This window comes from Paenibacillus sp. FSL H7-0714 (assembly GCF_038003765.1).
Classification (GTDB): Bacteria; Bacillota; Bacilli; order Paenibacillales; family Paenibacillaceae; genus Paenibacillus_AQ.
Genome location: NZ_JBBOPT010000001.1, coordinates 4,656,711 through 4,679,181, shown reverse-complemented (window position 1 = coordinate 4,679,181; position 22,471 = coordinate 4,656,711). Strand labels below are relative to the sequence as shown.

At 44.0% G+C, this 22,471-nt stretch carries 19 protein-coding genes and 1 pseudogene; 18 read left to right on the top strand and 2 right to left on the bottom strand.

From position 1 onward, the window contains the following. Positions 1-13 precede the first annotated feature (13 nt). The 7 genes from NST34_RS20930 (at position 14) to NST34_RS20900 (ending at position 8,533) form a co-directional block, all read left to right on the top strand. A complete protein-coding gene (locus NST34_RS20930; RefSeq protein ID WP_341128696.1) occupies positions 14-1,120 on the top strand; it encodes a GerAB/ArcD/ProY family transporter in 1,107 nt (368 codons plus the stop codon). Between the two features lie 92 nt (positions 1,121-1,212). Next, on the top strand, positions 1,213-1,638 hold the full coding sequence (locus NST34_RS20925) for a MarR family winged helix-turn-helix transcriptional regulator (protein WP_042189684.1): 426 nt from the start codon (positions 1,213-1,215) through the stop codon (positions 1,636-1,638). Between the two features lie 151 nt (positions 1,639-1,789). Continuing rightward, positions 1,790-3,175, top strand: a complete 1,386-nt coding sequence (locus tag NST34_RS20920; RefSeq protein WP_341128695.1) for an MFS transporter — start codon at positions 1,790-1,792, stop codon at positions 3,173-3,175. Positions 3,176-3,341: 166 nt separating this feature from the next. Beyond that, positions 3,342-4,742: an MFS transporter gene (locus tag NST34_RS20915; protein WP_341128694.1), complete on the top strand. Its 1,401-nt coding sequence runs from the start codon at positions 3,342-3,344 to the stop codon at positions 4,740-4,742. A 93-nt stretch (positions 4,743-4,835) separates the two neighbouring features. Continuing rightward, positions 4,836-6,128, top strand: coding sequence for a hydroxylamine reductase (gene hcp, locus NST34_RS20910; RefSeq protein WP_042189677.1), 1,293 nt, complete (start codon positions 4,836-4,838; stop codon positions 6,126-6,128). Between the two features lie 243 nt (positions 6,129-6,371). After that, on the top strand, positions 6,372-6,944 hold the full coding sequence (locus NST34_RS20905) for a hypothetical protein (RefSeq protein WP_076286522.1): 573 nt from the start codon (positions 6,372-6,374) through the stop codon (positions 6,942-6,944). 380 nt (positions 6,945-7,324) lie between these two features. After that, on the top strand, positions 7,325-8,533 hold the full coding sequence (locus NST34_RS20900; protein ID WP_076299317.1) for a hypothetical protein: 1,209 nt from the start codon (positions 7,325-7,327) through the stop codon (positions 8,531-8,533). Between the two features lie 175 nt (positions 8,534-8,708). Here NST34_RS20900 and NST34_RS20895 read toward each other — a convergent pair whose 3' ends face one another. Beyond that, the gene (locus NST34_RS20895) at positions 8,709-9,182 is read right to left on the bottom strand and encodes a hypothetical protein (RefSeq protein WP_076286520.1); all 474 of its coding nucleotides are present in this window, start codon (positions 9,180-9,182) and stop codon (positions 8,709-8,711) included. A gap of 270 nt (positions 9,183-9,452) precedes the next feature. On the opposite strand from NST34_RS20895, the gene NST34_RS20890 reads away from it, so the two are divergent. From NST34_RS20890 to NST34_RS20845, 10 genes and pseudogenes are all read left to right on the top strand, one after another. Next, positions 9,453-10,730: a hypothetical protein gene (locus tag NST34_RS20890; RefSeq protein WP_341128693.1), complete on the top strand. Its 1,278-nt coding sequence runs from the start codon at positions 9,453-9,455 to the stop codon at positions 10,728-10,730. A 122-nt stretch (positions 10,731-10,852) separates the two neighbouring features. Then, complete coding sequence (locus NST34_RS20885; protein ID WP_042189670.1) at positions 10,853-11,263, top strand: DUF6855 family protein; 411 nt, start codon at positions 10,853-10,855, stop codon at positions 11,261-11,263. Positions 11,264-11,445: 182 nt separating this feature from the next. Continuing rightward, on the top strand, positions 11,446-12,990 hold the full coding sequence (locus NST34_RS20880) for a flavocytochrome c (protein ID WP_341128692.1): 1,545 nt from the start codon (positions 11,446-11,448) through the stop codon (positions 12,988-12,990). Positions 12,991-13,146: 156 nt separating this feature from the next. Then, a complete protein-coding gene (gene dcuS / locus NST34_RS20875) occupies positions 13,147-14,754 on the top strand; it encodes a DcuS/MalK family sensor histidine kinase (protein ID WP_076286517.1) in 1,608 nt (535 codons plus the stop codon). After that, complete coding sequence (locus NST34_RS20870; protein ID WP_076286516.1) at positions 14,751-15,458, top strand: response regulator; 708 nt, start codon at positions 14,751-14,753, stop codon at positions 15,456-15,458. The genes dcuS and NST34_RS20870 overlap by 4 nt, the downstream gene beginning before the upstream one ends. 178 nt (positions 15,459-15,636) lie before the next feature. After that, a complete protein-coding gene (locus NST34_RS20865) occupies positions 15,637-16,980 on the top strand; it encodes a 2-hydroxycarboxylate transporter family protein (RefSeq protein ID WP_076286515.1) in 1,344 nt (447 codons plus the stop codon). Positions 16,981-17,050: 70 nt separating this feature from the next. Next, entirely contained in the window at positions 17,051-18,235 is a 1,185-nt protein-coding gene (locus NST34_RS20860) for an NAD(P)-dependent malic enzyme (RefSeq protein ID WP_341128691.1), read from the top strand. 93 nt (positions 18,236-18,328) lie between these two features. Next, positions 18,329-18,739, top strand: a pseudogene (locus NST34_RS20855) (MFS transporter); the annotation flags it as partial. Positions 18,740-19,086: 347 nt separating this feature from the next. After that, entirely contained in the window at positions 19,087-19,692 is a 606-nt protein-coding gene (locus NST34_RS20850; RefSeq protein ID WP_179085852.1) for a YkoP family protein, read from the top strand. Between the two features lie 78 nt (positions 19,693-19,770). Further along, positions 19,771-20,421, top strand: coding sequence for a polysaccharide deacetylase family protein (locus tag NST34_RS20845; protein WP_188114678.1), 651 nt, complete (start codon positions 19,771-19,773; stop codon positions 20,419-20,421). A gap of 21 nt (positions 20,422-20,442) precedes the next feature. On the opposite strand, the gene NST34_RS20840 is transcribed toward NST34_RS20845, so the two are convergent. Then, positions 20,443-21,282 carry an AraC family transcriptional regulator gene (locus NST34_RS20840; protein WP_341128690.1) on the bottom strand — a complete coding sequence of 280 codons (840 nt, stop codon included), beginning with the start codon at positions 21,280-21,282 and terminating at the stop codon, positions 20,443-20,445. Between the two features lie 235 nt (positions 21,283-21,517). On the opposite strand from NST34_RS20840, the gene NST34_RS20835 reads away from it, so the two are divergent. Further along, the gene (locus tag NST34_RS20835) at positions 21,518-22,426 is read left to right on the top strand and encodes a chitosanase (RefSeq protein ID WP_341128689.1); all 909 of its coding nucleotides are present in this window, start codon (positions 21,518-21,520) and stop codon (positions 22,424-22,426) included. Positions 22,427-22,471: the final 45 nt, after the last annotated feature.

The window sequence follows — 22,471 nt, the reverse complement described above, 5'->3', positions numbered from 1 at the left end:
AGAAGGAGTGACATTGGAAAAAGCAAAGATCAGTCCCCGTCAATTGTTTATCCTTGTATTGATGTTTGAAATCGTGAGTGCGATTATCTCCGGATTTGGTGCGGAAGCCAAGCAAGATGCATGGATCACCGCAATCCTCGGAATGCTCGGGGGAATTTGTTTATTTCTAATCTATCATCGATTGTCTTTATTTTATCCGGATCTTCCGCTCACGGAATATGCGAAAAAAATATTAGGGCCCGTTGTGGGTCGTATCGTCGCCTTGTTATATGTCGTCTATTTCTTGTTTAATGGGAGTTTTGTAGTCCGTGAATTCGCCTCAATGGCTGTATCCTTTGTTTTTACACAGACTCCCTTTCTCGTTATTATTGCTTTGATGCTACTTTCGGTTATGTATGTCATTGGAAAAGGTATTGAGGTGTTGTCGAGGACAGCGGAGCTCTTTTTTTCTGTGTTACTTCTTGTTACTGTAACCGGTCTAATTTCGATTGTTACATCTGGGAATGTAAATCTTCAAAATTTAAGACCTGTACTTGAAGAGGGATGGTTAACCGTACTGAGGCAATCGATTCCAAGCACCGTTGTATTTCCTTTTGGAGAGATTATAGTGTTCTTGATGTTGTTTCCCTATGTGAATAAACCGCAACAAGTGAAGAAAACAGTGATTACAGGATTATTGATCAGCGGATCTTTTATCGCGTTTGTTACGATGCTAAATGTGTCTGTCCTCGGTGCGGATCTATTTACAAGAACACAATACCCATTGCTAACAACCTCGGAGTTGATTGAGGGAAGAGCTTTATTAGAACGATTGGATGTATTGTTTCTCGTCACGGCTATTGTCGGTGGTTTTTTCCGTATCGGCATTTATTTATATGCGACGCTAATCGGTGCGGCAACATTGTTCGGTATTCCCTCCTATCGCAAATTAATGATCCCCGTGACTATGGTTATGTTTATTTGTTCCATTGCGATGGCAGGAAACTATGTAGAATTTATCTATACAGGATTACGTGTCGTCCGGTTCTATGTCCAGATTCCGATGCTGTTTATCATTCCACTAATACTTCTAGTGATGGGCTGGCTTCAAGAGAAGAAGAAGCTGAAATCTGCGAAATAAGGAGCTTATATTCTAGAGTTGCATTTATTAGCCTTTACAATTATACTCGTCATAGCAACTATAATCATGTCAATTATCTGGGGGCCATACCATTGGAATTAGAAAAATACATAGGCGTAATTGTACACCGGGCAGATTTAAAGCTGAATAACTATTATCAAAAAGTGGTAAATCCCTTTGATATTACGGTGGACCAATGGGAGATCCTCGTTATTCTTTGGGAGAGTGAAGGGATTACTCAAAAGGATATTGCTGAAAGACTCTATAAAGATCAAACTAACATTGCGCGTATGCTCTTCAAGCTTGAAAAGAAAGGCTTTGTTCATCGTGTAACCCATGAGACGGATAGAAGATCTTTACGTGTATATCTAACCTCTAAAGGGCGTGAAATAAAAGATGAGATTCTTGCTCCCTCTCTTGAAGCGTATAGAAAGACCATTGAAGGGTTAACTGAGGAAGAGGTTGAAACCTTTAGAAGGCTACTTTCTGTCATTCATAATAATGTAAAGGATTTATAGTAGATTTTGTTTGTAAAAAGAGAAGCTCTTCATGCCAATTAGTTGCTATGACGATTATCGTCAAGACCATTTGTTTTGAATCGTTTGTTTTTTATTACTTAATACTTGCTATAGCAACTAATGCTTCGACAATTATAAGGAGGATACAAAGATGAGAACAAGCAATAATAAAATCGGGATTTTTGATGCCCAGTACAGAGCGTTGACTATCGGTATTATTCTGGCAGTCACAACAGTAGCATTTGAAGGATTGGGGGTTACGACGATTGCACCAAAGGTGGCGCAAAGTTTGAATGCGATCCATTATTATGGTTGGATTTTTAGTGCATTTCTTTTATCCCAAATCATTGGCACAATGGTCATTGGACAGCAGATTGATAAGAATGGTGTATATAAATCATTTGTAGTTTCTATTCTAATCTTTGTTACGGGTATCGTCATTGCAGCAACTTCCTTCAATATTTACATGTTGATCGGCGGAAGAGCTTTTCAAGGTTTCGGAGCAGGTGCACTTTTAACTTGTGTATACTCCAGCATTACTTTAAGTTACCCTGACAGTCTAAGAACAAAAATACTTGCAGCTTTCTCTAGTGCTTATATTCTTCCAGCATTAATTGGTCCTTATATCGCAGGGCTTTTAGCCGAAAATCTTTCGTGGAGGTTTGTGTTCTGGCTTGTTCTGCCGTTCATTGTTCTATCTGTATGCTTAACGCTCCCATTATTTCGTAAGTTACAAACTGAAAATAATAATACTTCAACGACGAAAAGAGGGACGTATAAAGAAATATATGCAATTTTATTAACATTAGGAACAGGGCTGCTATTAGCAGGATTAGGATTTTTACCTTCTTGGAAGGGGATTGTGATTTCAATTGCAGGGGGCTTAATTATGATTCAACCTTTACGGAAACTGCTGCCTGAGGGTGCTTTAGTAGTTAAAAAAGGTTTGCCGGCAACCATTGTTACTAGAGGGCTGTTTGTTGCATGCTACTATGCTGTTGAAAGCTATGTTGTTCTAGCTCTAACAAATGTTAAAGGGTTATCGGCAGATATTGCGGGCTTAATCGTTGCTGCCGGGGCTATAAGTTGGTCAATAGCAGCGTGGATGCAATCCAAGCTTGATGAACAAGACCATGGGAGGGGCCGTAGACAACGGGTGACGATTGGCGTTGCTTTTATGATAGTCGGAGTTGCGCTGGTCATAACCGTGATAGGCATTTCAGGTAATGGAATTGTGCTCGCAGTGTTCTCACAAATACTTACCGGTTTTGGAATAGGGCTGGCACATCCAACCACGGGAGCTATTGCACTACAGCATGCCGAAGATGGCGATGCAGGTTCAATTTCAGCGAATATTCAATTTATTGATGCGTTTAGTCCTGCTCTTAGCATCGGATTAGGCGGTGCCCTAATTACCATTAGTGAATCCTTTGGATGGGGCGTAATGACAGGAATCCTCTTGGCCTTATCGATCCAGCTTCTTTTCGTAATTTTAAGCTTTATAGCTACTTTCCGAATTGCGAAGAAGGCAAGCTGAGGCAGATATAATATATGACTGTGAAAGCGAGGGGGAAGACAAGGTTGTACTGACTGTAGCCCATTTAAACATCTCATATCCCATCTTTATGGGATTGGTCCTGGCAATGGATCTACTTATAATTGTTAGTAATTCTTAGACAAATATGAGTGGGGACGGGATCAGCATGAATGTTGCAAAAAATACAGAGCTAGCGGGCACCCGCAGGCGGCGGTTGGGTATGATGGCGGCTATTTGTATGGGAGCTTTTATTTCCCATTTTACAGCCGGAATTATGAATGTATCGCTTCCTTTTTTTATAAATCATTTTCAGACGGAGCTTGCGAAGGGGTTATGGATCACAACAGGGTACCTACTAGTGATTACTGCGCTTCTCCCTGTGATGGGAAAACTGGGTGATCGTTATGGGTTTCGCCGCATTCATAATCTCGGATATGTGATTTTTACAGTTGGTTCGATCTTGGTCGCTTTTTCACCTAATCTGCCAATATTGCTTACGCTTAGAGTTGTGCAGGGCATAGGCGCTGCGATGTTCCAAGCAACGAATATTGCGCTCATCACCATCCATATGCCGAAAGAGAAAAGAGGACATGCACTCGGAATTCTGAGTACGGCTGTCGCACTGGGCGGGATGACAGGCCCTATTGCTGGAGGTTTGATTGCGGAGTGGCTTAGCTGGCAGTGGCTATTTTTGATCCATGTTCCTGTGGCGATTGTGGCTACAGTTATGGCATACCGGTACATTCCGAGCCGTGTGCAAGATCGTAAATCGGGAACTGTCAGCATCGTGGGGGCTAGCTTGTTCATGGTATGGATCACCTTGCTTCTTCTCGTGATAACAAATGGGAGCAAGTGGGGGTGGGTGTCTACGCAGACGATGGCGAGTTTGATGGGGGTTATCCTGCTGTTGGTCACGTTTCTATTATGGGAACGGAGGCAAAAGACACCTTTTCTACCTCTTCGGGCGCTGAGAATTCCTTCTGTGGCGGGTGGCTTGATCGTTAGCTGTGCCTCTTTTATTCTTTCTAATACCTTGCTTGTCCTTATTCCATTTTATTTGATGGGAGCAGCGGTTCAGTTTTCGTCCTCCACGACCGGTTACATTATGGCGGCTTATCCCATTGCATTGGCCTTTGCAGGTCCTCTTGCAGGCTACTGGTCCGATCGTTATGGTTCTCGTCGGCTGATGCTTATGGGGCTGAGTGCTATGGGAGGCGGGTTCGTCCTGTTGCTAGTATTTTTAGAGAATATCCCGGTCTATGGAATCGCTGCGATTCTATGTCTTATTGGACTTGGGATGGGGCTCATTGCTTCTCCGAATAATAGCTATATTATGCAGCAGACGCCTAAGGAACACGTAGGTTCAATTGGAGGAATAATTGCCTTAACACGAAATGCGGGGATGGTGTTTGGCTCAGCACTTGGACTTGGAATGGTGAGTGGAGAGTTAGGACAGGAGAGTCCGCTTCAGGCGTTCAGAATGGTTTTTGGGATTAATCTTTTCATTTGTATAGGCGTTATTATAATGATGGTTGTTATCAATAGACGGCCATTTAAATCTGCTTGATCTAAAAAAATGTGTGTGTAATCACAACTCAAGGTTTAGTGTTCTGTTACGTTGAGAGTAACGAAAGATTATCTAAATATGGAGGATAACGATATGTTTTGTTACCAGTGTGAACAGACACCGACTGGCGGTTGCACCGTTGTTGGAGTATGCGGCAAAAATGAAACCATTGCGAGTTTACAGGACACGATGATTTTTGCCTTAAAAGGAATTGCAGCTTATGCAACACATGCTCGGCAGCTAGGATATAGCGATCCTGAAGTGGATCGTATTACCCACGAAGCTTTGTACATGACCTTGACCAATTCCAACTTTAATACGCAGGAGCATTTGGAAATGGCGATGAAGGTTGGAGATGCGGCGGTTCGCGTCATGGATCTGCTGGATCGTGCGCATACGGACCGCTTTGGGATTCCACAACCAATCACAGTCAGCCAGAATAAAATTGAAGGTCAATGTATTGTGGTGACAGGGCATAACCTGTATGCACTCGAGGAATTGCTGCAGCAGACGGAAGGAAAGGGCATCAACATCTATACCCACTCGGAAATGCTACCTGCCCATGGCTATCCAGCGCTCAAGAAGTATAAACATCTGAAAGGCAACATCGGCAAAGCTTGGTACGATCAACGCAGACTTTTCGAGCAGTTTCCTGGTGCGATTCTTGCAACTACAAACTGTGTGATGCCGATTAAAGGTACGTATGCAGACCGCTTTTTCTCATATGAAGTTGCAGGACTAGAAGGTGTAGCGAAAATCACGAATGACGATTTCTCCCCCCTAATTAATCGTGCGTTGTCATTACCTGCGGCTGATGTAGAGTCAGATCTGGTACTTACGACAGGATATCATCATGAAACAGTAATCGGGCTGGCACCAGAGATCATTCAGGCTGTCAAAGATGGGCATATCCGCCGGTTTTTCGTCATTGCAGGTTGTGATGCGCCAGGTAAAGGTGGGAATTACTACCGCGAGTTGGCGACATCCTTACCGAACGATACCGTCATTTTAACCACTTCTTGCGGAAAATTCCGCTTTAATGACGTAGATTATGGAACTGTTGGAGACACAGGCATTCCGCGTTATATTGACCTTGGGCAATGTAATAATTCTGGTTCTACGGTGAAGATTGCTTTAGCTCTGGCTGAGGCATTTGATTGTACGGTGAACGAGCTGCCTGTCAGCATCGTGCTGTCCTGGTTTGAGCAAAAAGCGGTAGCCATTCTGCTTGGTTTGTTCAGTCTTGGCATTCAGGATATTCGTATCGGACCGAAACCGCCTGAGTTTATCTCGGATGGGGTGTTGGATGTGTTGGTAGAGCTCTTTGGGTTAAAGCTGATTACCACTGCTGAAGAAGATATGAACGCGATGTTGGCGTTGTCGTAGGTTTAATAATCATGTTATGTGGAATAGTTCGACAGAGGGTGTCCCAAAAGTCATAAAATGACGGAGGGACATCCTCCTTTTTTATGTGGGAGCGTAGCGGTCATTTCCAAAATTCAGGTGAAAAGTAGGTAGACTTAGGACAAGCGATCACTATAATGAAAATAAGATACATTCATAGAACCAATTTATAGCATATAAACAAGAATTCGGCTAAGTAAATAAGCGATTAGAGGAGGCCATCTCGTGGGAAGATCATTCGCAAATTTGCATATCAGGTCGAACAACCTTGAGAACACTGTCGAAGCATTAAGAAAGCTAAGCGAAAGGCATGGCGAAATATTAGGTAAGTCAAATAATGAGGCTACAGAGATCAAAGTTGTCATGTACGTAAGCAAAAACAACGAGAACTGGATCAGCGTGCTCCACGATTATTTTGTATGGGGTACGGTGAAGGAGATCGGCAAAACGTTGTCCTCGCTTATCGAGGAGCCAGTGATGACCGTCGGATATATGAATGAGGAAATATTCGAGTTGTCGTTTTTCGAGAATGGAAACCTTCAAGCCGAAAGAATCTTTTGTGAACAGTGGACGAGGGATGAATATGAACAACTCAAAGAAGAGCGTCTTAATGATGACTACTTGCGGAAAGCGTTGGATATCCGTATTGAGGATTTTGAGGACCTCATTAGTATTACGAGACCGGAACAAGCCGTAGATAAGCTGTCAGAAATCGTAAGAATGTCTTTATGGAGTGATTCGGAGTGGATCCCGCATGAAGAAACTCTCAGAGAACGTTTTGGGACATATGAATTTTGAAAAAAGTATGAAGGAATACCGGAATCATGTTTGCGTTAAAGTTTATCTGTTATCTGGGTATTGTTCGTATGCCATTGATTCTCTGTAAACAGGAGGAGTATTTATGTACATCGTATCCCGGCCAACACCGCCGTCTTTTATGAACAGGATGCTGGGCAGGCGTTTGAAGTTATGAAGCAGTGGCTCTTGTCGAAAGAGTGCGAAGAAGCGATTTCAGAAAATAACAGATGAACTGCTGCCATTAGAGGAATTAGAAAATACATGGAAGTCTCCTAATTTATTGATCAGACGATAGTTCTTTAACCGCGAATATTAGTTCAAATAGCAGTTAATTCACGTCGAATTGATCTTGATGTGTTTTAGTGGAAAGGATGATAGAAATGCCAAATGATAACCAAGCTCGTCCTTCAGCTGGTTCTGTTAGAGAAGTTGGTAGTTATCCTATCGATCTGACAGGTCCATGCAGTCACACTCTTGTCATTAAGCCTGGTGTGGGTAGTCTATCTATTGGTCCGTCGCAATTGGGGAAGAAGGCAGACCTTCATGTCGCGTCTGATGCGCAAATCGATTGGACCGTATTCGATGCCTTTGCCACGCCGGCTGGCTCTCCCTGGCCACGATTTCTACATTATACAGGCAGTGACCCAGGCTTTTTTGACTGGGCAAAGAAACGGCCCATTGAAGAGATGACGTGGACACCGATCCTGTCTGCAGACACGGTGGTGGACACCAGTCAGTCCAATTTGTATGGCTTGCATATCGAGTTGGCCCCATCCGGGAGTTCCCTTAGCCTAAAGCTTCCAAAGCGGTCTTTCCGTCTGAGTGTGTCCGGCGATCTAACACGCTTCTCGGCCACAGGCGATATGCCATCATCCCTGACACTAGCGCCGCGTACCGGCCGACGCAAGAATGATATTCCTTTCTTGCTGCCCGACCTGGGTGAGTTGCACCAGGTAACGAGCTTGACGCTACAGAACACACCGCTGGGACAGCCTATCTCGCTGGAGTGTCTAAATCGGTATCCAAACCTTAACTCATTGAGTTTGTGGGGGAACTTCTGCGACCTGGACATATTGGCTCAACATGCCAAATTAACGAATCTGGAGCTACGTTTCATGCCGGATCTGGGGGAGCTTCCTACCTTGAACGTCTGGCCGTTGCTTGACAGATTCATCGCCTACAATGTGGAAGAGATCGCTGGCAAGCATCTGAAACAGCAAATGAAAAAACGAGCTGAAGCACGCCCTTGGACCGACCATGCTTCAGTGAGCCAATTACGAAAGCCTGAGTGGTGGACGACAGAGTTCGGCCGCCCGTTCTCGTCCTGGCCTAAACGTCTGGCCAAGCTGGCTAATGAAGCTTATAACGTTGCACAGGCAACTTTGTCCGAGGCCCGAACCTTTGCCGAAGCCGAGGCAGCCATTTCTGCCTTCACCGCGCGCTTTAACAACCTCAAAGGCATCGAAACCACCGAACGAGAAGACCTTGCTGAAGCGGTATGGCAACTCAGCCAGTCTGATCATCTGATTGGTCAGCCAATAACAGAGGAGATGGCTCAACGCTGGTTCGATGCATCGCGCGATTACTGAATGAATTGAAAGTCATTACAAGCCTTGAACAGCTACAATCTTTTAAGAAAAGATTCAAAAAAATATGTAATTAGGAGCAATGGAAGGTAAGTAAAAGAATGTACTTCTATTGCTCCTTCTCTCATTTAACCCTCCCAATTTAAAGAATGCACTACATTATACTGGCGGGATATTGTTATATGATTAACCCCATTTCACGGAGTCTATCTTTAATTTTCTTTATACGAGCTTCTTTTTCGGTAGCTTCAGTTAATACCACCACAGATGTTTCGTTATACTTCTTTATAATCCTCTTTAAAGTTAATTCTTTAATATCCTTTTTACTCTGCATTGTAACACGAGGGACAATTGTATGGTTTTCTATGGTTTTGGGATCTGCAGAAATTCGTTCTAGTAAATTAAGTAGAAGCATCAGTCTTTTGTGTCCCAACCTCGGAACTTGGTATAGTTTTTTCCATGAGGAATTTAGTAGGTGATCAAGGTTTATATATCCCTTGGAGTATAGAGCATTTATGAGGCCCGTTAAATTTGGTCCCTGCTCTTCTGCATAAGCAACAGTTACAATACAAGCAATATCCTTACTATAAAGATGCGCTGGAAGTGGGAAAAATTGTATTAACGCCGCATTTCCATCGATGATGTCATTCATGATGATTTACCTCCAATAAAAATTTTTGGTCATTATTCACGTATAGAATTCTGGTGAAGGTTGTGCAAAATATTATTACACTCTGCATTATTAAAACCCAAGCTACTGATCATTTTCTGAACATCAGCAAAGCCCATTGCATGAGCATATAGAATATTCAGAAGATTTTACTATTTAATAAGTAACAATCGACTCGAATATTCGCTGCTGCGCTTCGTAATCAACACTAAGTAATGGTATGATGTAGGCATCAATTTTATGGGGTGCACTATGATGGATATTCGAATCAAAGAACTGCTTGATGCTACACAGCAAAAATATGGATTGGACAACTACTACTTACAATCTCATGAAATTTATCGCGACGTTACGATACTGGGAGAGACCAACTATTTTCTTAGTATGGAATGGTTTCCTGCACATATGAAGGAATGGAAGGGCGATTACAATCCGGAAGGAACTGCCGTCATCACGATTGACCTACAATCCCGCAACTATAAAAGTGTGATTTTTGTTGGCGGGATATCTTATGCGAATGGGACACCATTCCAAAATATAGATTTTAACGGAGTCATCCGGTGGATTGAAGATGAGGCAAGGATTGTATACGGTAAACAATTCCACTTAGAGAAGGAACAGATTGGAGAATATCATTTTATTGAAAAAATAGGTAGCATACCAGTCACTCCTGGTGGACGGATCGAGCTTCGCTTCGATGCGGAAGGCAGGCTTGTTTTTTACAGTGTATATGGCCAGTTTCCTTCCAGCTCCCTTGTGCACAAAGAGAACTATACTCTCACACTTCAAATGATAGAGCCACAGGCGAGGAAACAACTACAGCTTATAGAATATCCGGTGTACGAGACGAAGCAACTCCTGCCGATCTATGGGATAGAAGAAATCTACATTTCAAATGACGGAACAACCACCATCCCATTTGAGTTTATATCAGGTACGAGAGCACGACTGAGTATTGATCAAGTAATACATTGGGAGCAACAGAATACGGAGCTGGAGCCGTTCGAAAGTACGGAGATACGCCTACTTGAGGTAGTTTCCATTGAGCAGGCAATAGCTAGTGAGCCGCATCCGGACTCATTTCCTATCACAGACGCAGAACAAGCCGAATGTATAGCCGCAGTCGAAGCTGGTTTAAGCCAGCTCTTTCCGGATGAATCCGGAGAATGGATGTTGAAGACTTTTCAACGGGAAAGAGGACATATTCAGGCAACACTGAGGATGAAGGCGCCAAGTAATCGTATATTCCAGCGTAAGATCCTCCTGTTCATCGATGTGCAGAATTATAAGGTTATAAATTATATGGATAACAAGCCAATGCTCGATATGTTTGATGAGTTCAAGAGCGAAGAGGGGATTTCTGTAAGCCATGACGAAGCTTATGACAAGCTCAAGGGATGGTTCGAATTAACACCCGTCTATGTGTATGATCCTGGGCAGAAGAAGTATGTGCTGTGCGGGAAGTTAGATTGTAATTATGCTGTGAAGGCCACTAGTGGAGATGTGGTGGAGTTGAGTAGTTTGGAATGATAGTGCAAGCTTTCTTATACTGAGTAGGACGAATAAAGGTAATGAAGTATAGTAAGGTGATGCAAATATAATAAAATCAGTAGAACTTACTAATTTTGTGAGTTACTTTGGGAGTTGAAAATATGACGACAGCTACAGGAACCAAGGAAAATCCTTGGAAGTTAAAGACACCACCGCAAACATCCGAGTATGAAATGTACAAGGTCGAAAAAGACGGTAAAGAAATTATAGTTTGCACTGTAGGGAAAACGGTTTTGCATTATGACTACCGCTGTATTGAAGATCTGCACGCCATGCTTATACAAAATGGTGATTGGATGGAGTTAGGAAGTGCTGATGAGCAAAAACCAGCAAAAGAAGGTACCGTTGAAGCATGGGGGCGTTCACCTGAAAACCCTGTCGGCGGTTGGTATGGATTAAAGAAGGGACTTCGGGGGCGATTCGGAATGTATATCCCACCGTTGCTCGAAGAATTGGGTCTTGCGGAAGTAGAGCATAATCCAAGAAACAATCGGATGAAAGCGATCTTGTAAACGAAGGAGAGCCTAAAGGCTCTTCTTTTTTTGAGCCATGCCCCTAACCGGTGGTCTTTCGTACACATTGCAGTGATTAATTTAGTTACAAAACGTTTTTTTTAGTTACATAAACTTTCAAGAGCAGGGCCTTTGCCGTTAAGCTGATTGTAAAAATATTCACAAGGGGGCAAAGCTATAACATGAATAAAAAAGTAACCACTGCTCTTATTCTCATTCTCTCAGTCATGCTTGTTATCACAGGATGTGGCAACAGCAACAGCAGCAATGGAAACGGGAACAAGAACACCAGCAAGAACACCAGCAAGATCAACGAGACAAAGGAAACTGAAGCCGTTTCGGGAGCATCCAAAGCTAGCTATACACCGTACGATCAACTAAAAGATAAATATGACATCATCATTATTGGTGCAGGCGGTGCCGGAATGTCTGCTGCACTTGAGGCGAGAGCAAAAGGTATGAACCCGGTTATTTTTGAAAAAATGCCGGTTGCCGGCGGAAATACAACAAAATCATCTTCGGGAATGAATGCTTCTGAAACGAAATTCCAAAAAGAGCAAGGCATTGAAGACAGCAATGATCTGTTTTATGAAGAGTCCTTAAAAGGTGGCCATGATACGAACGATAAAGAGATGCTTCGTTTCTTCGTAGACAATTCCGCAAGTGCGATTGATTGGCTGGATTCTATCGGGATTAGATTGAATAATATCACGATTACAGGCGGGATGAACGAAAAACGTACACACCGTCCTGAAGATGGCTCTGCAGTAGGACAATACCTTGTCAAAGGTTTGGTAAAAAACGTACAAGAACAAGGCATTCCCCTTTTTGTGAACGCCAATGTCAAGGAAATTACCGAAAAAGACGGTAAGGTCAATGGTGTCAAAGTTATCTTTGACCAAACGGAAGAGAAAACGATTACAGCGTCTGCTGTCGTGGTGACAACCGGCGGTTTCGGCGCCAATTTAGACATGATTTCAGGAGTCAGATCTGATTTGGAGGGGTACGTTACCACCAACCAGCCGGGCAGCACCGGTGACGGTATCAAGATGATTGAGAAGCTCGGCGGTACCACAGTCGATATGGATCAAATCCAAGTTCATCCGACTGTACAGCAGGAAAAATCCTATCTCATTGGGGAGGCTGTTCGTGGGGAAGGAGCGATCCTGGTTTCAAGTGTAGGCAAACGTTTCACAAACGAACTGGATACAAGAGATAATGTCACCGCTGCAATCAATAAGCTTCCTGAGAAATCTGCGTTTCTTGTATTTGATTCCGGCGTAAAATCTCGCGCTAAAGCGATTGAACAATATGAAAAAATGGGCTTCGTTATCCAAGGAGATTCGATCGAGGCTTTGGCAACAAAAATGGACGTACCAGCAGATCAGTTGAAAACTGCACTGGACACATGGAACAGCGCGGTGACGAATAAACAGGATGCCGACTTCGGTAGAACGACCGGAATGGACAATGACTTGTCCGGCGCGCCATATTATGCAATTAAAATCGGCCCTGGAATTCACTACACGATGGGGGGCGTGAAAATCAACACCAACACAGAAGTTTTAAATAAAGATGGACAACCGATTCCAGGCCTTTTTGCAGCAGGCGAAGTTACCGGAGGCTTGCATGGTCAAAACCGGATCGGTGGTAACTCTGTTGCGGAAATTATTATTTTCGGCCGCCAAACGGGTATGAAATCCGCTGATTTCGTAAAAGCTCAATAAGTTATCCCCCCTGTCTCTTTTCGGTTAGACAAACAAACGCTTGGGCTCATCTTAGCCATGCGTTTGTTGTGTTATTATGACGGTGTAGCGTATAAGGTCATAGCGATCCTTGCACGTATACGTTAGAATGAAGAAAAATTTCCGGAGGGACAGCTGATGAAAATTGGCAAACACACACTTCGGCTGCAAACTACAATTACTTTGATGATTGGTGCAGTTCTTATCATAATGCTGCTAGTGGTCTATGTGCTATTTAGTATAAAGGTTTCCTCACAAACAAAATCCTCGTTGGAACAAAAGGCTGTGATCATTTCCCGTACGTTATCGCGTAACCCTCTAATTATTGAAGCGTTAAACAAATCACGCAGCTCGTCTGAATTGCAAAGCTACACTGAGGAAATCCGATTGTTGAACAATGTGGAATTTGTTGTGGTCATGGATATGAATGCAATCCGATATTCCCATCCGGACAAGGACAAAATTGGTAAGCATTTTATCGGTGGCGACGAAGCCGCAGTCTTGCAGGGGCAGGAAAGCATTTCGGAAGCCGAGGGTTCTTTGGGCCCATCTGTAAGAGCGTTTTCACCTGTCTTCTCTGCAAGTGGGAAACAATTAGGAGCGGTGGCAGTAGGGATATCACTGGGAAACATCAGACTTGCCATAAGAGAGAACGTGGGAATCCTTTATTGGGGATTGCTTATAGGCAGTCTAATAGGGGCTGCGGGAGCATTTCTGCTGGCACGTGTTATCAAAAAAATGATGTTTGGCATGGAACCGGCCGCTATTGCTAAGCTTTTGGAAGAGCGTAACTCCATGCTACAGTCAGTTAGGGAGGGAGTCATTGCCGTTGATAAAGAGTCACGTATTACTTTGATTAATACAGAAGCCAGGCGTTTGCTTGCAGCCATTGGCATGCAGGATGATCCCTTGAACCAGTCGGTAGAGAGCTTTTGGCCATCACTGCGGATGAATACAGTGCTCAAAACCGGTGAAGCCAGCCAGGACTTGGAGGTGGAGCATAGCGGTGTTACGTTACTGGCAAACGTGGTTCCCATTCATGTAAAGGGAGCTGTAGAAGGTGCAATTGCCACATTCCGTGATAAGACGGAGATCAGCATACTTATGGAAAGGTTATCTGGCATCTCCTTATATGCTGAGGCATTGCGTGCCCAGGCGCATGAGTTTATGAACAAGCTGCATGTAATATTAGGATTAACACATATGAAAAGGTATGATCGGTTGGAGGCGTATATAACAAGTACTGTCACAACAACACAGGCAGAGATGGGAACGGTGGTGAGACAAGTGAAGGACCCTGTGATGGCGGGATTTCTATTGGGTAAGCTGAGCCGGGCCAGAGAAGCCGGAGTTCGACTGGTGCTTCTGGAGGATGGGGTTCTGCCGGAGCCTAGCGATCCGGAACGCTCCTGCCAACTCATTACGATAGTCGGTAATCTTTTGGATAATGCAATGGAAGCGCCGGAAGGTAGAGGCAGCAAATATATTCATTTCAGCTTTCAATATCAGGATAAGACGCTGATAGTTACGGTTAGCGATAATGGAAGCGGTATCCCAGATGAGAAATTGCCGCTTATTTTTCAACAGGGGTATTCGACAAAAGGAAATGACCGAGGCATCGGCTTGTATCTGGTTGAGCGGAGCCTTAAAGCTATGGGAGGTAAGATTGTTTGTGAAACAGGAAAGGGAGAAGGGACTCGATTTACGGTTAGTTTACCCTATCGAGCAAAGAGTGATGGTCAATGATTAGTGTATTGATTGTAGAAGATGATCCGATGGTAGCCGAGATGAATAAATTCTATCTGGAGCAAGTGGAAGGTTTTCAGTGTAAAGGCTGGGCAAAATCAGTGGGTGAAGCTCTGATCAAATTGGCAGATGAGTCTTTCGAGCTGATTCTGCTGGATATTTACATGAAAGAGAGCAATGGATTGGAGCTGCTGTCCGCTCTCCGTCGAGGCAGTAAACGAATAGATGTGATTATCATTTCAGCTGCGAGCGATAAGGACAGTATCCGAGACGCGCTTCAGAACGGTGCAGTCGATTACCTTATCAAACCGTTTGAGTTTCAACGCTTTCTCGCAGCCCTTTCCGCCTACAAGGAGCAGAATTTTCTGTTCCGCAATCAGGATTCCCTGGATCAGTCTGAACTAGATAAGCTAACCGGGTATAGGAAAGAGCCCTCGGCCGTTCAGGATTTATCCAAGGGCTTTACCCGGCATACATTGCGGACGGTCTGGAAAGCGGTGGAGACCCATAATGCAAATTCCTTTAGCACTGAAGAGATTGCAGTTAGTTCCGGAATCTCGCGGGTTTCGGTCGGGAAATATCTTGCCGTCCTCGCAGATATGGGAGCGCTGAACAGTGAATTGACCTATGGCACCATAGGAAGACCTGTACAGCGATATCGCATGTCTTCCCGCGGCAGTTCTGTGATTTCTAAATTCATATAATTTTTTGGAGTGGGCCGCCGGTTCCGTGTTTTATAAGGAATCGGCGGTTTTTGATTGCCTATTTTTGATAGCGCTTACTTTAATAATTTTTATAATTCAATCAATAATTACGTAAAAACAAAAGCGCTTTCATTTCCGCTACTATAAGGCTAGAAAAGAGTTTAGGAGGAAATGAAAAATGCAAAATACGATTCCATCACCTGTTTCCCAAGGAAAGGAAGGTCCCCTGCCAGAAAAGGCTGCCTTCATTCAAAAATGTAAGCAATTTAAGGTGGGTGTCTTTCCGCTCCCTGTGTATCTAGCTCTGGCAGTGGTCATTCTTCTTGCAAGTGTGGCGGGGAAGCTACCGAATGACATGATTGGAGGGTTCGCTGTCATTATGGTTCTGGGTATTCTGCTGAGTGATATCGGTATGAAGCTTCCCTTGTTGAAAAATATAGGCGGCCCCGCAATCATGGCCCTTATGATCCCATCCCTGTTAATTTACTTGAATTTGTTCAACTCTACTGTGACAGACGCTGTCACTACATTGATGAAAGAGGCCAACTTTCTGTACTTGTACATCTCCATCCTGGTGAGTGGCAGTATGCTCGGTATGCACCGCAAAACACTGGTAGCGGGTATTACGCGCATCTTCATCCCGCTGATCGTCGGGACGATTGCCGCAGTTCTGGGCGGACTACTGGTAGGAACGCTCACAGGTTATAGCATGTATCATACTTTCTTCTTTATTATCGTACCGATCCTTGGCGGTGGAATCGGTGAAGGCATTCTTCCTCTCTCCATTGCATACTCAAGCATTCTGGGTGGACACGAAGCGGGTTATTACGTATCGCAGATGATCCCGTCGGCAATTATCGGCAACGTATTCGCCATCATTGTGGCGGGCTTCCTGAAACGTCTGGGCGAGAAAAAGCCCCATCTAAGCGGTAACGGTACACTAGTCAAATCCGGTGACGATCTACAGCATGACAATCCGGATAACAAACCCAAAGATTTCATGATGATGGGTGCGGGACTTCTGATCGCATGCAGTTTCTTCATTGTTGGGGCATTGCTTGCAGATTATGTAGGGATACCCGGACCGATTGTCATGATTCTGATGGCCGTACTGATCAAATGTGTCAAGGCACTTCCAGAAAGATTCGAAAATGGGGCTTACCAGTTGTATAAGTTCGTTGCTGGTAACCTGACATGGCCGCTCATGGTAGGTTTGGGCATGCTATACGTTCCTCTGAAGGATGTAGCTGCCATTATCTCTCTACCTTATGTGCTGACCTGCCTTGCCATCGTCTTCAGCATGGTGGTTTCCGGCTATTTTGTGGGAAGAAAAATCAATATGTACCCTGTCGATGCGGCAATTGTAACCGTCTGCCATAGCGGCTTGGGTGGAACCGGAGATGTAGCCATTCTCTCTGCCTCCAATCGTATGCAGCTCATGCCTTTTGCCCAGATCTCCACCCGGATCGGCGGCGTCAGCACCGTTATTGTGGCAACTATTCTATTGCGGTTTTGGAGCTGATTAGGATGTCAAGCATACGGCCAGAAAGCTTATAGAGAAAAATATATTGCAATTAACAGGAGGAACAGTAATGAAAATAATGGATGAAGTAATGAAGATGCATGTTGGCGGCAAGCTGGAGACCGGCTTGAAGAACCCTATTCGAAGCATGGAGGATTTATCCAAGGTATATACACCCGGAGTAGCTAAAGTGTGTCAGGCTATCGCCGCAGACCAAGATAAAGCATACGAATATACGATAAAGAAAAATTCGGTGGCGGTCGTTAGTGACGGAACAGCTGTACTCGGACTTGGCGATATCGGTCCCAAAGCAGCCATGCCGGTCATGGAAGGCAAAGCAGCGTTGTTCAAACAGTTTGCAGATGTGGACGCTTTCCCAATCTGCCTGGATACAAAAGATACCGAGGAAATTATCGCGATTGTCAAAGCAATCGCCCCTACCTTCGGAGGCATTAATCTCGAAGATATTTCTTCGCCTCGTTGCTTTGAGATTGAAGCGAGACTTAAGCAGGAGCTCGATATTCCAGTCTTCCACGACGATCAGCATGGAACGGCGATTGTGGTACTGGCTGGAATTTTGAATGCGTTAAGAGTATGCAACAAGAACATTAAGAATGTGAAGATAGTGGTGAACGGTATTGGAGCCGCCGGTATCGCCGTATCCAAGATGCTCCTGCATGCCGGTGCTGTAAATTTGATCGGTGTGGACCGCCAGGGTGCAATTAACCGTGCTGTCCATTACGATAAATCGCATTGGAGCGAGTTTGCACTAATTACAAATCCTCATCTGGAGATAGGTTCCTTATCTGAAGTTATTCAGGGTGCTGATGTATTTATCGGACTATCCGCCCCCGGTGCCTTAAAGCTAGGTGATGTAAAAAGAATGGCTGCTGATCCGATTGTATTTGCCATGGCCAATCCTACTCCGGAGATTGATCCTGAAATTGCCGCGCCTTACGTCAAGGTTATGGCGACAGGGCGCTCCGATTTTCCTAACCAAATTAATAATGTTCTCTGTTTTCCCGGTATTTTTCGTGGAGCCCTTGACTGTGGCGCCACTGAAATCAATGAAGATATGAAACTGGCTGCTGCAGAGGCGATATCTTCAGTAATTGACGCCAGTGATCTTCATGAAACTTATATTATGCCGAATGCGTTTGATCCACGGGTAGTGGAGCGTATCCGGGAAGCGGTTATTCGAGCGGCGCTCAAGAGTGGTGTGGCAAGAATAGGTACGTTAATGGAAAGCAATTAAAGCTGTATAAACATCCGATCCGGATTATTCATAAATTAGTTTTTCGGAGTTCTGTGCATATCTCGAATACATGATGTTAGGTAACTCTGCCTTATGCTTGTTTCTCCATTCGCTGGAAGAATATCCAAGCATGTCGGCGTAGGTATAACGCTTCGCGGTGGATTGTTGCAAGCGATCATTGGTTTGGCGTCTATGGGGATGATTTCTAATCTGCCGCTTCTTATCGTGATGAGGATCCTTTTTGTGGGGGGGATCGCACTAGCCGTTCCTTCACTTGTTTCGCTTGTTGGGCAAGTGGGCGGCAAGATGCGCGGGATAGCTGTATCTGTATATACTTTTATATTGTTTACAGGCACAAGCTTTGGTCCGATTATCTCGCTTCAATTGATGAATCATGTAAGTTATTTAATTACGTTTCTTCTATTGACATGTATTCTGTGCATTGGGTTGCTAGCAGCATGTCTTATTCATCATGAGGAGGCAGGGGAGTTAAACAGCCAGTAAATTTGTGATCAATAAACAAAAGACGATGAAATGACATCATAACGATTGTTTATTCAAGGTAACTTCTTTTGAAGTTACCTTTTTACTTTGAAGTCACGTGGGCCCGTAATGTGGTCTGGAGAAGCTTATGTCCTAATGAAAATAGTTGTATAAAAATTTGATATACGCGCAGAGAAATTCCGGTGAATAGCGTCAAATAGAAGTGGACGTTAAAAAGATTTAATTTGGTTCATTATGTTCCTTGTTACAGTCGAACAGTTCTTAAGCTTTTTGTAAGAATCCGATAAGAAAAAAGAAAGTTCTGTTATGTACAATGTATGAAATGAGAGACTATAACTGTATTAAGGATGGTGGATGAGTTGGGTTTCAAAATACGTAAAACCACAGTGCAATCCGTCTGGATGATGTGGGAAAAAGCTTTTGCGTTGCTTTCACATTTTCGCGGATCGCATAAGTCGAGTTTTGGTATATGTACCGTGATGCTAAAAAAACACCGAGGACAGCCAATTGTATGCCAGGACGCCACGGTCATCAACCAGGGGGAGTGGGTGGGAGAGCTCCACCTCGATAATGGAAGCATCCTGAAGTTGATCCAGTCCGAAGGATCGGATCGTGCTGCACTCCAAACGGCTCGCATGCTGCGTAAATCAATGCAGCAAATCAATGAAGCCTTCGAATCGCAGTCCGAGTTCAGGCAGGTCAAGGCTTTATTGGGGATTACACTGCTCCATCGGGGATTAACACACGGTCTTGGTTTTGAACAACAAAATATAAAGTCCGGTGTTTTTGAACGCATCACCACCATTTATCTTCGATTGCTGCTGTCTGCTATGCATCCGGAAGGGAGACACAGAATCAGTCGGCGAACCGAACAACTGGTCCCGATGTTACTGATTCATTCACGGGCCTCACTGAAGAATAGGTTCTCACCCGGACAGAACTACTCTGGATAAGTCTTAAGCTTGTTATATGGAGGTGTAATTATTCTTACATATTTAATAGGAGGGATACTATGTACCGCCACTCTTTACATGTTTATTCCGAGTTTGATTACGCGAGTGAGCGGCTTTGGTGTCTTTCGCAAAGGAACGGTAAAAAAACAGGTGGCATTCACTTTTGACGATGGGCCACATCCGAAATATACGCCGATATTGCTGGATTTATTGAAGTTGCATCAAGTGAAGGCTACTTTTTTCGTGCTAGGATCGAGAGCGGAGCAGTATCCAGACCTGATCAGAAGAATGGATCGGGAAGGCCATCAGATTGGCATCCATAATTATTGTCATACCTCTAACTGGCTGATGCTGCCCCGTACGATTAGGCGAGAACATCTGGACCGCTCTGCTGATATTATAGAGTCTATAGTCGGAACCCGACCCAATCATTACCGTCCACCCTGGGGATTAATCAATCTATTTGATTTCTTTCGATACAAACAGTATCGAATTGTTCTATGGTCGCTGAAGGCAGGCGACTGGAACACCCGGGTCTGTCAAACCCGGATGCAGGCCACTCTGTTAGGTGGAATCACCGATGGCTCCGTTGTCCTACTTCACGACAGCGGTGAGACTGTGGGCGCGGACCGGCATGCTCCTTATTTTATGTTGCAAACTTTAGAGGAAGTGCTAAACCAACTACAGGCAAGAAACCTGCAATTTGTTCGCCTTGACGAAATGTCTTGACGTATTCCAGTGTCTTTGCTGTTAAGTCTTGAATTGTTTGCGGAAGCAGAGCGGCGAGATACCCATCATTAATTTGAAGGTTCGTCCAAAATGGGAGGTGTTATCAAACCCAACCATTCCCGCAATTTCAGTAACATTAAAAGAAGAGCCAACCAGCAAATCACGCGCTTCTTTAATGCGGATGTTATTGATATATTCAATGAAGCTGAACCCGGTGGCTTCTTTAAAAGTTCGGCATAAGTAGGAAGAGCTTATGTCGAATTTCTGTGAAATCTCACAGAGCTTAAGCGGTTCCATATAATGTTGATTTACATAATTAACGATGTCCAGGACTTTCTTATGTGTACGATTGGATTCCACTAATGGGGTTACACGGCTGTCAAATAGTTTACGATTAAGATAGAGAAGCAACTCCACCAATATTATTTGTTGGTATTGTTCATATCCGCGAGCTTGCTTCTTTCCCTCCTGGATCATCTTCTGAAAAAGCTGTTCGATGAAATACTGATCCTTCCCGGTCATCTTCAAAGCGCGGTAATCACTTTTGAACAATTCGAGCAGTTCCTCACATTGACCGCCGGTGCAGAAATGCTGCAGGAATTCTTTTTTAAACAGCAGTGTAACCCGTTCATACATATTGCAGCCGGAATTAACCAGTTTGTGCATTTCGTGAATATCCATAAATAGCAACGTACCGCCCGCAACCTGGTAGGTTCTGTCCCCTATAAAATAATAAAAATCCCCGGATATTAAATACAGAATCTCATATGCATCATGATAGTGTCTTGAAGGCATGCTGGTGTATACCTGTTTCTTGCGGCTGATCTCAAAAAGAGTAGACTCATAAAATACCGGTTTCATTCAGCACCTCCTAAGAGGATTGTAGACTTAATCTAGGGGTTGTAGCAATATATGTATAAAAATTAATAATTACAAGAAAATACGTGCTGTTTGGACAAACTTTTTGAGATAAGCTTAAATTGAATTACCAAGTGTTGGAAAAAGGAGGGCTGTCATGCTCAGATAGGTTGGGGATAAGGTTCGCTGCCACTCAAAGTTAAAGCGCTTAAACTATTTAATCAAAGGAGAGATTGCGGTGCTTAATTCAACGAATAGTAAGGTTTCCAAGAAGATGAAATTTTCATTGTTGATCCTGCTCAGTTTTTCAATGATTTTTTCTTATGGCTATCTGTCCAGTGCATCTCAACAGAAAAGTTATGCGGCAGGGAACCCTGATTCTAATTTCTCACCGGCAACACTTCAATTCTTGCGCGACAACACAGGTCTGGATGGTGAGCAGTGGAACAATATTATGATGCTTGTCAACAAACCGGAGCAGGACGATCTGAACTGGATCAATTTTTACGGATATTGTGAAGATATTGATGATGACCGCGGATATACGATTGGAATATTCGGTGCGACTACAGGCGGCTCAAATGATACCGGTCCCGACGGTCCGGATCTGTTCAAGGCATATGATGCTGCCAAAGGCGCGAGTAATCCTTCGGTTAAAGGCGCATTGGCCCGGATCGGTGTCAAGGGTTCGATGAAAGGGAAGATCCTCGAAATCAATGAAAGCGAAGAGAGCTTCTGCAGAAAAATCGGCAATTTGCAAAATGATCCCGAGTGGAGAGAGGCTATGTGGAAAACGTTCTACAATATCTACATTAAATACAGTGTGGAGCAGGCCCGCAATCGCGGCTTTAACTCGGCATTAACTATTGGTTCCTTCGTGGATGCAGCGCTGAACCATGGAGCTACCGGCGGTTCCGAGACTCTTCAAGGGCTTTTGGGTAAATCAGGAAGCAGCACGGATGAGAAGACTTTCATGACCAAGTTCTATAAAGAACGGACCAAGATTGTAGATACTAATGAGTATAACGATCCGCCAAACGGCAAGAACCGTGTGAAGCAGTGGAGCAATTTGCTCAACATGGGAGAGACAGACCTGAAGGGTGCAGATTCGGCAGTCCTTCAAGTCACCGACTGGGAACTCCAATAACAGGAATGCGAGAGTAGACAAAACCGCCGTTCTTCTTGGAGACGG